Source organism: Streptomyces sp. EDA2-14 (genome assembly GCF_054963755.1).
In genome coordinates, this window is record NZ_JBUEGE010000002.1 from 249,142 (window position 1) to 261,897 (window position 12,756).

Here is a 12,756-nt window from a genome sequence, read left to right on the forward strand (position 1 = left end):
GGACTCGGGGCTCCGCCCCGGACCCCGCTGCTCAATCGCCGCAGGGGCTTGAACTAGGCGCGCAGCAGAAGCGCCGAGGTCGGCACCCCCTCGCCCGCCGTCACCAGGCAGGTTTCCGCATCGGGCACCTGCGCCGTACTGACGCCCCGCAACTGCTTCACGCCCTCGTTGATGAGGTTGAAGCCGTGGACGTACGCCTCCGAGAGCCCACCGCCCCCCGTGTTGATGGGCAGCCGCCCGCCGATCTCCAGGGCCCCGCCCTCGGTGAACGCCGCCCCCTCGCCGCGCCCGCAGAACCCGTACCCCTCCAGGGAGAGCGGGATGAGCGGGGTGAACGCGTCGTAGATCTGGGCGACGTCGACGTCCTCGGGGGTGACGTCGGCGTTCTTCCACAGGTGGCGGGCGGCCGTCCAGGCCGGGCCCGTCAGCGGGTCGTCGTTCCAGTAGTTGACCATGCCGTGGTGCTGCGCGGGCAGCCCCTGCGCCGCGGAGTGGACGTAGACCGGCTTCTGCCGGCAGTCGCGGGCGCGCTCGGCGGAGACGATGACGCAGGCCAGCGCCCCGTCGGTCTCCAGGCAGTTGTCGAAGAGGCAGAGCGGCTCGCTGATCCACCGCGAGGTCATGTACATGTCTCGGGTCATGGGGCGCTCGTACATCATCGCGGCGGGGTTCTGGTTGGCCCGGTTCCGGCAGGCCAGGGCCACATTGAACAAGTGGTCCCGGGTCGCGCCGTACTCGTGCATGTAGCGGCGGGCCAGCATGCCGATCTCGTCGGCCGGGCGGAGCAGCCCGTACGGCCGTGTCCACTGGGCGGGCGTGGGGAGTTGGACGGCGGTGTTCTTCCAGGGGCGCGGCCCCGAACCGCGCTTGCGGGACCGCCACGCGATGCCGACGCTCGCCTGTCCGGTGGCGATCGCGGCGACCAGGTGGGCGACGGTCGCGCACGAACCGCCGCCGCCGTAGCCGACCTTGGAGAAGAAGGTGACGTCCCCGGCGCCGATGGCCTTGGCCACCTCGACCTCGTCCGTCTCCTCCATCGTGTACGAGGCGAAGGCGTCCACCTCGGAGGGGGATATCCCCGCGTCGTCGAGCGCGTCGATGATCGCCCGGCACGCCAATGTCTTCTCGGATTCCGGGAGTTGCTTGGCGAAGGCCGTCTGTCCGATGCCGACGATGGCCGTCGCGTCCTTGAGTCCCGCCATGGGCACGCCCTCACAAGGTTGTCGTCTGCCGCCTGTTCGCTCTGCTGACAGCGCGTCAGGCTACAGCTAATCTGACGGATAGTCAGCTACGGCGTTGTGGGAGGTCGTTCGATGCGTACGGATGGCGGCGAGTGGGGAACGGTCCCGGAGCTGGTCCGGGACGCGGCCGAACGGTACGGCGAGCGGGAGGCCGTGGTCGAGGGCCGGACCCGGATCTCTTACGCGGAACTCGGCGAGCGCGTCGAGCGGGCCGCGGCGGCGTGCATGGCGGCGGGCGTATCGGCGGGGGACCGGGTCGCGGTCTGGGCGCCGAACACCCTGGACTGGATCGTCTCGGCGCTCGGCGCGGTGAGCGCGGGAGCCGTCCTCGTACCGCTCAACACCCGCTTCAAGGGCGGCGAGGCCGCCGACATCCTCGCCCGCTCGCGGGCCCGGCTGCTGTTCGTCACCGGCACCTTCCTCGGCACCTCGTACGTGGCGTCGCTGCGCCGCGCGCAGGAGGCGGGCGCCGAACTGCCCTCCCTGGAGCAGGTGGTGGTGTTCGGCGACGGCGCGCCGGAGGCACCGGGCTACCGGAGCTGGAAGGAGTTCCTGGCCGCCGGGGACAAGGTCACGGCCGCCGAGGTGCGCGAGCGCTCCGCCGCGGTCGACCCCGCCGCGGCCTCGGACATCATCTTCACCTCGGGCACGACAGGACGCCCCAAGGGCGCCGTCATCACCCACGCCCAGACCCTGCGCGGCTACGAGATCTGGGCCGACCTCGCGGGCCTGCGCGAGGGCGACCGCTATCTGATCGTGAACCCGTTCTTCCACACGTTCGGCTACAAGGCGGGGGTGCTGGCCTGTCTGATGCGGGGCGCGACGATGGTGCCGCAGCCGGTCTTCAACGTGGACACGGCGCTCGCCAACATCGCGTCCGAGCGCATCTCGGTGCTGCCGGGGCCGCCCACCCTCCACCAGTCGCTCCTCGACCACCCCTCGCGCGACACCCACGACCTGTCGGCGCTGCGGCTCGTCGTGACGGGGGCGGCGGTCGTGCCGTTGCAGCTGGTGGAGCGGTTGCGCGGGGAGCTGGGCGTGGGCACGGTGCTCACCGCGTACGGGCTCTCCGAGGCCAGCGGCATCGTCACGATGTGCCGCCGCGGAGACCCGGCCGAGGTGATCGCGGAGACCTCGGGGCGGGCGATACCCGGCACCGAGGTCCGCGTCGAGTCGTCGGCCCCCGGCGAGCCGGGCGAGGTCCTGGTCCGCGGCTTCAACGTCATGCGCGAGTACTTCGAGGACCCCGCCGCCACGGCCGGGGTGATGACCGAGGACGGCTGGCTGCGCACGGGCGACGTCGGGGTCATGGACGAGGCGGGCAACCTCCGGATCACCGACCGCATCAAGGACATGTTCATCGTGGGCGGCTTCAACGCCTACCCGGCCGAGATCGAGCAACTGCTCGGCCTGCACCCGGCGGTGGCCGACGTCGCCGTCGTCGGCGTCCCGGACGGCCGGCTCGGCGAGGTCGGCAAGGCGTACGTGGTGCGCAGGCCCGGCGGCGTCCTCACCGAGGACGACCTGATCGCCTGGTCGCGGCGGGAGATGGCGAACTACAAGGTGCCCAGGACCGTGCAGTTCGTGCCGGAGCTGCCGCGCAACGCCTCAGGGAAGGTGGTGAAGGGGGAGCTGCGGGCCGCGCGCGGCTGACGCTCCCGCGTCGGCCCACGCGCTGCCCGCCGCGGCGTCAGTGTGCGACGAACTGCGTCAGAATCGCCTGCACCTCGTAGATGTCGACGCCCTTGGTGAAGGTCTTCTCGATCGGCACCGAGTTCCCCGAGATCCAGATCTTGAGTTCGGCGTCCAGATCGAAGTGGCCGGCCGTCTCCACGGCGAAGTGGGAGATGCTGCGGTACGGCACCGAGTGGTACTCGACCTTCTTGCCCGTCATCCCCTGCTTGTCGATGAGGATCATGCGCCGGTCCGTGAGCAGGATCGCGTCACGGATCAACTGGTAGGCGCCGTATATCTGTTCACCCTGGCCGAGCAGCCGCCCGTAGTCCTGCGCGGCCTTGGCCGGGTCGATCGGATGTGCGTTGCCGAACAGTGCCATGAGGATCCCCGTCCCGTCGTGTTCCTTGGTCGTTCCGAGAACGGGCGAAATCGTACGAGGGTTCCCCGGCGCTCTGCGGTCAGTGCCCGTGCGACTCCTCCGGCGCCCTGCGCGGCAGCAGCCGCACGACCGGGAGGCAGACGGCCGTCACCACGAGGACCACGGTCAGCGAGACCGTCATCGCGTGGGCGGGGGCGCCCGCGTGGAAGTACACGGTCGTGACGATCGCCGAACCGAGGCCGTTGGCCAGCTGCTGGATCGCGGTGAGCGAGCCGGACGCGCTGCCCGCCTCGTCCGCCGACACGTCGCCGAGGGCGAAGTCGAAGACCGTGCCGAAGCAGCAGCCCATGCCGAGACCGGTGAGGAACACCGCCGGGGCCATGGCCCAGAGGGAAAGCCCGGTGCCCTGCGCGAGGACCAGGACGAGCAGCCACGCGCCGCCCGCGAGGGTGAGGAGCAGGCCGAGCGTCACCACGCCCCGGCCGAGCTTCTTCGTCAGCCCGCCCATCGTGGCGAACGCCGAGACGATGATGCCGAGGGTGAGCGGAAGCAGTCCGAGCGCGGCGTCCGCGGGGGCCGAGCCCAGCGCCTGCTGCATGAACAGCGAGATCACATAGATCAGGCCCGAGGTCACCGCGAAGAACAGCAGGCCGAGGAAGAGGGCCGAGGTGAAGCCTTTGTTGTGCAGCAGCGACGGCTTGATCAGCGGCTCGGACGCGGTGCGCTGGCGGCGCAGGAACAGCACCAGGAACACCAGCCCCGCGGCCAGCGAGCCGAGGGCGAGCGGGCCCCAGCCGGCCGACGACCCCTCGATCAGGCCCAGCATCAGGCCGAACATCGTCGCCGCGAGCAGCACCGAGCCGCGGGTGTCGACGGTGACCGTGCGGTCTCCCTCGTCGCGCGGCAGCAGTTTCGCCGCGGCGAGGACGCCGACGGTGCCGAGGATCAGGTTGATCAGGAAGATGGGCCGCCAGGTCAGGCCCGCGACGTCGGCGTCGATCAGGAATCCGGCGAGGATCGGGCCGCCGACGGAGGAGAGTCCGAGGAGCGGGCCGAACAGGGCGAACGCCTTGCTCATCTGCTCCCGTGAGAAGTTCCGCGTCATGATCGCCATGCCCTGCGGGATCAGCAGCGCGCCGAACGCGCCCTGGAGGACGCGGGCCACGATCAGCAGCGCCGGGTCGGGGGAGAGCCCCGCGAGCGCGGAGGCGAGCGTGAAGCCCGTCATGCCGAGCAGGAACAGGCGGCGCTGACCGTACTTGTCGCCGAGCCGCCCGCCGATGACGAGCAGGACCCCCATCGCCAGGGCGTACGCGGAGCCGAGCCACTTGACCAGGGCCTCGCCGCCGCCGATGTCGCCGACGATCGTCGGCGCCGCGATGTTGGTGACCGTCGAGTCGATCATGTCGAGCGCGTCGGCCAGCAGGACGAGCGCGAGCACCACCCAGAAGGCGGCTTTCGGGAGCGTGCCCGCTCCCGTCGTGTGCGTGGGTGCTGTGTCTGTGGACGTCATGGCGGGCTCCTTCCGGTGTGCTGACGACCGTTCTCTCCATTCGAGAAAACCATAGTGACTATGAAAACGCAATCGCTACGACTTTGAAGTGAATAGGAGACGGCGGGTATCGTGGAGCCATGACGCAGACGCAAGCGACACCGGGCCGCCGCGAGCGCAAGAAGGCCGCGACCCGCAAGGCGCTCTCCGACGCGGCCCTGCGGCTCTTCCTGGAACGCGGCTACGACAACGTCAAGGTCGCCGAGATCGCGGCCGCCGCCGACACCGCCCTGACCACGCTGTTCGCCCACTTCCCCGGCGGGAAGGAGGCGCTGATCCTCGGCGACAGCGAGGAACGCAGGGCATCGATCACCGCCGCCGTACGCGAGCGCGCCGACGGCGTCCCCGTCCTCGACGCGCTGCACGACTTCCTGGCCGGACGCGGCATGTTCGCCGACGACCTCGACAACGAGTTCCGGCGCAGGCTCGACCTCGTCGTCGGCACCCCCGCGCTGCGCCGCTACGCCCGCACGCTGTGGGTCGACTGCGAGGACGACCTCGCCGCCGTCCTCGCGGAGCAGACGGACGGCATGACCGCGGACGACGTGTCACTGCGGATCCTCGCCCGCTACGTCCTCGAACTCCCCGACCTCGTCGCCATGGACCCCGCCCCGCGCGAGTCACTGGCCGCCGCGTTCGACCGGTTCCGGCGCGGCTGGCCCGAGCTGGCCTGACCCGGACCCACAACACACCGCGGCCCGCCCTCCCACACAAGGGAGGACGGGCCGCGGCGCACGTACGACAGGTCAGAGCTTTTCGGGCGTGCGGATGCCGAGCAGCGCCATGCCCTGGTGCAGCGTCCGCGCCGTCAGGTCGCACAGGAACAGCCGGTTCTCCACCTGCTCCGCCGAATCCGCCTTCAGGACCGGGCACTTGTCGTAGAACGACGTGTACAGCGAGGCCAGCTGGTACAGGTACGCCGCCAGCTTGTGCGGCGCGTACTCCGCCGCCGCCTCGAAGACGAGATCGCCGAACGCGTCCAGGTGCAGGCCGAGCGCCCGCTCCGCCGGAGCCAGCTCCAGCTCGGCGTGCGCGGCCGGCTTCGCCTCGCCCGCCTTGCGCAGGATCGACTGGATACGGGCGTACGCGTACTGGAGGTACACCGACGTGTCACCGTGCAGCGACACCATCTGGTCCAGGTCGAACTTGTAGTCACGGTTCGCCGACGTCGACAGGTCCGCGTACTTCACGGCCCCGATGCCGACCTGCGCGGCCCGCTCCTGGATCTCGTCCTCGGTCAGGTCCCGCGCCTTCTCCCGCACGACCTCCGCGGCACGCTGCACCGCCTCGTCGAGCAGGTCCTCCAGACGCACCGTCTCGCCCGCACGCGTCTTGAACGGCTTGCCGTCCGCGCCGAGCACCGTGCCGTACGCCATGTTGTGCGCCGTCACGCCGTCCGACAGCCAGCCCGCCCGCCGCGCCGTCTCGAAGACCATCTTGAAGTGCAGCGACTGCCGCACGTCCACGACGTAGAGGAGCGACGTGGCGTCCAGGTCCTGCACGCGGTTGCGGATCGCGGTGAGGTCGGAGGCCGCGTAGCCGAAGCCGCCGTCTGCCTTCTGCACGATCAGCGGTACCGGCTGGTCGTCCTTGCCCTTGATGTCGTCGAAGAAGACCACGAGCGCGCCCTCGGAACGCTCCGCGACACCCATCTCCTCCAGGAGGCGGGCCGTCTCGGGCATCCCGTCGTTGTACGCCGACTCACCGACGATCTCGTCGTCCCTGATCTCCATGTCGAGCTTCTCGAAGACCGAGTAGAAGTAGACCTTCGACTCGTCGACGAACCGCTGCCACAGCTCCAGGGTCTCCTTGTCACCGGACTGGAGCGCCACGACCCGCTTGCGGGCCCGCTCCTTGAACTCCTCGTCCGAGTCGAAGACCGCACGCGACGCCTTGTAGATCCGGTTCAGCGTCGACATGGCCTGCTCGCCGTCGGCGTCCGCACCGGCCGCCGGCAGCTCGTCCGGGTGCTCGATCACGTACTGGATGAGCATGCCGAACTGCGTGCCCCAGTCACCGATGTGGTGGCGGCCGATCGTCTTCTCGCCCGTGAAGTCGAGCATGCCGCGCAGCGCGTCACCGATCACGGCGGACCGCAGGTGGCCGACGTGCATCTCCTTCGCCACGTTCGGCTGCGCGTAGTCGATGACCGTGACGCCCGGCTCGGCCTTCGTCGGCACGCCGAGGCGGTCCGGGTCGGCGGCGCGCGCCGCGAGCGTGTCGACGATCGCCCTGTCGGTGACCGTGATGTTCAGGAAGCCGGGGCCCGAGACCTCGACGTCGGCGATCAGCCCGCCGTTCGTGATCTTCTCGACGACCTGCGTGGCCAGCTCCCGCGGGTTCGCCTTCGCCTTCTTGGCGAGGGCCAGGATCCCGTTGGCCTGGTAGTCGGCCCGGTCGCTACGTCGCAGCAACGGGTCCGCGCCGCCGGCCTCCGGCAGGGCGGAGGTCAGGGCGTCGGCGAGGCGTGCGTTGACGGAAGCGGTGATGGACGGGACCGGGGCCATGGGTATGGGCTGCCGTTCTGGTCGGGGCTGGGTTGAGTCCCGGCCAGTATCCCACGGGGCCGCAAAGCGATTTTTCGGCGCGTACCCACCCCACTGATAACGCGTTTTTCCCCAGCAGGCAGGAGCTGGGACAATGGCAGCGCGCGGAGAGCACCCGCGTACCCCGAATCAGGAGAGAAGGACGAGCCGACCGTGGCCCAGAGCACCGGAGCGGAACCCACCGAGAACGCGGACTGGGTTTCCCGATACGCGGACGATGTCATCGCCGAGTCCGAGCGTCGTGCCCCGGGCAAACCGGTCGTCGTCGCCTCCGGACTCTCCCCGTCAGGACCGATCCACCTCGGCAACCTCCGCGAGGTCATGACCCCGCACCTGGTCGCCGACGAGATCCGCCGCCGCGGGTACACCGTGCGGCACCTCATCTCCTGGGACGACTACGACCGCTACCGCAAGGTCCCCAACGGCGTGCCCGGCACGGACCCGTCCTGGGCCGAGCACATCGGCAAGCCGCTGACCTCGGTCCCGGCCCCCGCCGGATCCGCGTACCCGAACTGGGCGGAGCACTTCAAGGCCGCCATGGTCGAGGCGCTCGGCGAGATGGGCGTCGAGTTCGACGGCATCAGCCAGACCGAGCAGTACCAGGCCGGTACCTACCGCGAGCAGATCCTGCACGCGATGAAGCACCGCGCCGACATCGACGCGATCCTCGAGCAGTACCGCACCAAGAAGGACCCGGCGAAGGCCGGTAAGAAGCAGCAGCAGAAGAACCAGAAGCCGGTCGACGAGGCCGAGCTGGAGGCCGCCGAGGGCTCCGGTGCCGCCTCCGAGGACGACGGGTCCAGCGGCTCCGCCGGCTACTTCCCGTACAAGCCGTTCTGCGGCGAGTGCGGCAAGGACCTCACCACCGTCACGTCCTACGACGACGAGACGACGGAGCTGTCCTACACCTGCACGCTCGACGGCTTCACCGAGACGGTCCGGCTCAGCGAGTTCAACCGCGGCAAGCTGGTCTGGAAGGTCGACTGGCCGATGCGCTGGGCCTACGAGGGCGTCATCTTCGAGCCCTCCGGCGTCGACCACTCCTCGCCGGGCTCCTCGTTCCAGGTCGGCGGCCAGATCGTCGGCATCTTCGGCGGCAAGCAGCCCATCGGCCCGATGTACGCCTTCGTCGGCATCAGCGGCATGGCCAAGATGTCGTCGTCGAAGGGCGGCGTCCCCACCCCCGGCGACGCGCTCCAGATCATGGAGCCGCAGCTGCTGCGCTGGCTGTACGCCCGCCGCCGCCCCAACCAGTCGTTCAAGATCGCCTTCGACCAGGAGATCCAGCGGCTCTACGACGAGTGGGACAAGCTGAACGCGAAGGTCGCCGACGGCACCGTGCTGCCCGCCGACGCCGCCGCCCACAGCCGCGCCGTCGGCGTCGCGGGCCGCGAACTCCCGCGCACCCCGCGCCCGCTGCCGTACCGCACGCTGGCGTCCGTCGCCGACGTGACGGCAGGGGACGAGGAGCAGACCCAGCGGATCCTCTCCGAGCTGGACCCGGCGAACCCGGTCACCGACCTGGACACCGTCCGCCCCCGGCTCGACAAGGCCGAGGCCTGGATCACCAAGTACGTACCCGCCGAGTCCCGCACCATCGTGCGCACCGAGCCCGACACCGAGGCGCTCGCCGCGCTCGACGAGCAGGGCCGCGAATCCATCCGCCTCCTCCTGGAGGGCCTGGACGAGCACTGGTCGCTCGACGGTCTGACCCACCACGTGTACGGCGTTCCGAAGGTGCAGGCCGGCTTCCCCGCCGACGCCACCGCCAAGGAACTCCCCGCCGAGATCAAGGTCGCCCAGCGCTCGTTCTTCGCGCTGCTCTACCACCTGCTCGTCGGCCGTGACACCGGGCCGCGACTGCCCACGCTGCTCCTCGCCGTCGGCGCGGACCGCGTGCGCAAGCTGCTCGGCGCGTAACCGGACACACATGAGGGGCGGCACCGGATCGCATCCGGTGCCGCCCCTCACGCATGCCTACGCGTAGTCGCCCATCAGGTCCTGATCGAAGCGGACCGCGAACTGACCCAGGTACCGCTCCGCGTCCTCCCGCGAAATCCGGTGCCCGTACTGCGCCTCCACGTTCGTCGCGAACGCCTGCGGCGTCGGCAGCTCACCGTCTATCGAACTGCGGAACACCTGATAGAGCTCGTCGTCCGAGGGCTCGGCGGGGCCGGCCTCCGGGACGCCGTCGCCCAGCGGACGCGTGCCGCCCGCCCCGGTGGGCACCGGGAAGTCGGGCTCGGGCTCCGGCCCCGGCTGCGGCTCGGACCGGAACTGCGGCTGTGTCTGCGCCGGGGGCTGCGCCTGCGCCTGTGCATACGCCTGCGGCTGGACCCGGGCATCCGGCTGCGGCCCGGGCTCCGGCTGCGGATGCGGCTGCGGCCGGGCCTCCGGCTCAGGACCACGCGGCGCCGGGACCGGCATCTGCTGCGGCGACTCCAAGGCCGGGTCGAAGGCCGGATCGAAAGTCGGATCGAAAGTCGGGTCGTAATCGCCCCGGTACTCCTTCGGCCGCGGCTCGGCGAACCACTGGCTCGGCGCCTCGGCCGGACCCGCCTCCGCGGGAGCCGCCTCGACCGCCGCCGGCGCAGGACGCGGCGGCAGCAACTGCGGCTCGATCCCCGCCGCCGCAAGACCCTCCGGCGCCGTCTGCGCCAACGGCACCCCGTACCGCGCCAGCCTCAGCGGCATCAGCGACTCCACCGGAGCCTTCCGCCGCCACGCCCGCCCGAACCGCGAACGCAGCCGCGCCTGATACACGAGCCGCTCCTGCTCCAGCTTGATCACCTGGTCGTACGAGCGCAGCTCCCACAGCTTCATCCGCCGCCACAACAGGAACGTCGGCACCGGGGACAGCAGCCAGCGCGTGATGCGCACGCCCTCCATGTGCTTGTCCGCCGTGATGTCCGCGATCCGCCCGATCGCATGCCGGGCCGCCTCCACGGCCACCACGAACAGCACCGGGATCACCGCATGCATACCGGTGCCCAGCGGGTCCGGCCACGCCGCAGCGCCGTTGAAGGCGATCGTCGCCGCCGTCAGCAGCCACGCCGTCTGCCGCAGCAGCGGGAACGGGATCCTGATCCACGTCAGCAGCAGATCCAGCGCCAGCAGCACACAGATACCGGCGTCGATACCGATCGGGAAGACGTAACTGAAGTTCCCGAAGCCCTTCTCCAGGGCCAACTCCCGCACAGCGGCGTACGAACCGGCGAAGCCGATCGCGGCGATGACCACCGCACCCGCGACGACCACCCCCACGAGTATCCGGTGCGTCCGTGTCAGCTTCAGTGGCGCGGCCACTCCACTTCCCCTCCAAGTTCCGGCTGTTGCGGCAAACAGAGTGGCACACGCATGCGACGGGGCGCGGGCCGGTACATGCGGAAGCCCGGCCCCACCGAGGGGACCGGGCTTCCGACAGGCGCTTCGGCCAGGGGCTGGCCAGGGGTTTCAGAGGGCCGCGCTCACGCGCCCTTCTTCGACTCCTTGGACTCCGAGGCCGAGGCCGACGGCTTCGCGGAACCGGACGAGTCCGAGGAGGCGCCGCCCTTCGCGGACTCGATGACCTTGGCCACCGCCTCCTTCGCCGCCTTCTGCGCGTCCTTCGACAGCGAGCTCGCGGTCGGGGCGTCCTCGCCCGCCAGACCCGAACCGTTGTAGTCGACCGTCACCACGACGTTGTCCACGCGCGAGACGATCGTCTGCTGCTTGGACGTGACCTCGTCCTTCTTGTCCTTGTACTTGCGGTCGTAGCTGATCTGCGTCGCCGCGTCGCCCGTCTTGGACACCGACGCCGTCTTGAGATCCTTCGCGTCCTTGGTCGCCTTGGCGTCCTTGATCTGCTTCGCGTAGTAGGCCTCGGCCAGCTTGTCGCCGCTGCCCCGGTTCACATCCGAGTCGAAGCGGACCAGCGACACGTTGAGCCAGCGGAACTGCGAGCCCTTCACGCCGTTGTTGTCCAGGCTGGACCAGGAGCAGCTGGCGCGCGTCGACTCGTCGTCGGAGGCGCCGGCCTTGCTCTCGCCCTTCGGGACCAGATCGCCCAGCGTGCTCTTCGAGAACGCCGAGCACGCCTGCGGCAGCTGCTTGTACGTCGCGGGCGCGACCTTCTTCGCCTTGGCGCCCGAGGTCGAGGCCGAGGCCTTCGCCTGCGAGTCGTCCTTCGCGCTGTCGGAACCGGAACCGGACGAGCAGCCGGCTACGACGAGAACCGCCGGCACGGCGGCCGCGCAGACAAGGGTGCGGGTAAGTCGCTTGGTCGGACGGTGCATGGTTCCTTCACTAGGACGCTGACAGGGCCACGGTCCCGCCACGTGACGACCATTCGACCTTCACGAGTGGGCCCGATGGGTCACCGTACGCCGAAGCCGACGCAGGCGTCTCGCCTTCACCATGCCATCGGGCTGTGCCCGAATGCCCCTAATCGCCGAACTTGCCGACCAGGCTTCCGGCCAGATTTCGCGCTGTGTCCTGCATTTCCTTGCTGTCCGGCACCTTCGAGACGGTCGCCGGCTGCACCTCGTACCGGACGGTCACCACCACGTTCGACGTGCGGAACGCCACAATCACCGTGCGGTGCCGAGCGCTCGTCGGACCCGCGAGCGCGTCGTCGACGAACGCCTCGTCGCCGAGGTCCTCGAGGAGCCGCGGCTGAAGATCATCCGCCTCCGCGGACGTGGACGTGGACGGGGACTTCGACGGAGACGTGGACGAGGAGTCGGAGGACGACGTGGAGGAGGGCTTGGTGGACGACTTGGTGGAGGACTTGGCCGGAGAACCGGCAGCGCCCTCCGACGGCTCGCCAGAGGCGGACGCGGACCCCGAGGCCGTCGCGGACTCCGAATCCTCGACGGACGGCGACGGGTCCGGCAGATGCGCCGCGTCCACCTTCGCCGCGAACACCGCCGCCGCGCGGTCCTCGTCACTCACCGACGAGTCGTACGACACCACCCGCTCGAAGTCCAGACTCAGCCGATGCATCCCGCTACGTGCCGAATCGTCCTTCCAACGGCATCCGACCCGACGGTCCGTGTCGTACGTGACCGTGGCCACACCCTCGTACGCCTTCTCCCGCTGCTCCGCGTCCGGGAGCTTGCGGACGCCGGGGAGCATCTCGTCCAGCGTGGCCTGATCCGGCTGGCCGCACGGCTCGGGGAGCGTCTGGTACTTGCCCGGCTCCGCGGTCGAGGCGGTCGCGCTCGGTTCGCCGGGCTTGGAGTCGTCGGCCCCGCTGCCGTCGTCGGAACCACTGGTGCAGCCGGCGAGCAGCGCCGCAAGGAGCGCGGCGACACCCGGCACGAACGCATACGACTTCCGCTGCACCCTGAGGCTCCTCTCGGCGCCTTGCGCCTGGTTAAT

General features: G+C 70.1%; 10 protein-coding genes. 3 read left to right on the plus strand and 7 right to left on the minus strand.

All coding sequences use genetic code 11. The features are described 5' to 3' along the window. Positions 1-53: 53 nt before the first annotated feature. A complete protein-coding gene (locus ACY34M_RS07420) occupies positions 54-1,202 on the minus strand; it encodes a lipid-transfer protein (protein WP_462716383.1) in 1,149 nt (382 codons plus the stop codon). 111 nt (positions 1,203-1,313) lie between these two features. Between ACY34M_RS07420 and ACY34M_RS07425 the strand changes: the two genes are divergently transcribed. After that, a complete protein-coding gene (locus tag ACY34M_RS07425) occupies positions 1,314-2,894 on the plus strand; it encodes a FadD3 family acyl-CoA ligase (protein ID WP_462716382.1) in 1,581 nt (526 codons plus the stop codon). 37 nt (positions 2,895-2,931) lie between these two features. On the opposite strand, the gene ACY34M_RS07430 is transcribed toward ACY34M_RS07425, so the two are convergent. Continuing rightward, a complete protein-coding gene (locus ACY34M_RS07430) occupies positions 2,932-3,297 on the minus strand; it encodes a PH domain-containing protein (RefSeq protein WP_462716381.1) in 366 nt (121 codons plus the stop codon). 79 nt (positions 3,298-3,376) lie between these two features. Then, positions 3,377-4,810: an MFS transporter gene (locus ACY34M_RS07435; RefSeq protein ID WP_462716380.1), complete on the minus strand. Its 1,434-nt coding sequence runs from the start codon at positions 4,808-4,810 to the stop codon at positions 3,377-3,379. Between the two features lie 119 nt (positions 4,811-4,929). On the opposite strand from ACY34M_RS07435, the gene ACY34M_RS07440 reads away from it, so the two are divergent. Next, positions 4,930-5,523, plus strand: a complete 594-nt coding sequence (locus ACY34M_RS07440; protein WP_462716379.1) for a TetR/AcrR family transcriptional regulator — start codon at positions 4,930-4,932, stop codon at positions 5,521-5,523. Between the two features lie 72 nt (positions 5,524-5,595). Here ACY34M_RS07440 and argS read toward each other — a convergent pair whose 3' ends face one another. Next, positions 5,596-7,356, minus strand: a complete 1,761-nt coding sequence (gene argS, locus ACY34M_RS07445) for an arginine--tRNA ligase (protein WP_462716378.1) — start codon at positions 7,354-7,356, stop codon at positions 5,596-5,598. Between the two features lie 192 nt (positions 7,357-7,548). On the opposite strand from argS, the gene lysS reads away from it, so the two are divergent. Further along, the gene (gene lysS, locus ACY34M_RS07450) at positions 7,549-9,315 is read left to right on the plus strand and encodes a lysine--tRNA ligase (RefSeq protein WP_462716377.1); all 1,767 of its coding nucleotides are present in this window, start codon (positions 7,549-7,551) and stop codon (positions 9,313-9,315) included. A 57-nt stretch (positions 9,316-9,372) separates the two neighbouring features. On the opposite strand, the gene ACY34M_RS07455 is transcribed toward lysS, so the two are convergent. The 3 genes from ACY34M_RS07455 to ACY34M_RS07465 all read right to left on the minus strand — a co-directional run bounded on the left by ACY34M_RS07455 (position 9,373) and on the right by ACY34M_RS07465 (position 12,720). After that, positions 9,373-10,701, minus strand: coding sequence for a DUF2637 domain-containing protein (locus ACY34M_RS07455; protein WP_462716376.1), 1,329 nt, complete (start codon positions 10,699-10,701; stop codon positions 9,373-9,375). A 161-nt stretch (positions 10,702-10,862) separates the two neighbouring features. After that, positions 10,863-11,669 (minus strand): DUF3558 family protein, encoded by an 807-nt coding sequence (locus ACY34M_RS07460; RefSeq protein ID WP_462716375.1) that lies wholly within the window; start codon positions 11,667-11,669, stop codon positions 10,863-10,865. 148 nt (positions 11,670-11,817) lie between these two features. Further along, positions 11,818-12,720, minus strand: coding sequence for a DUF3558 domain-containing protein (locus ACY34M_RS07465; RefSeq protein ID WP_462716374.1), 903 nt, complete (start codon positions 12,718-12,720; stop codon positions 11,818-11,820). Positions 12,721-12,756: the final 36 nt, after the last annotated feature.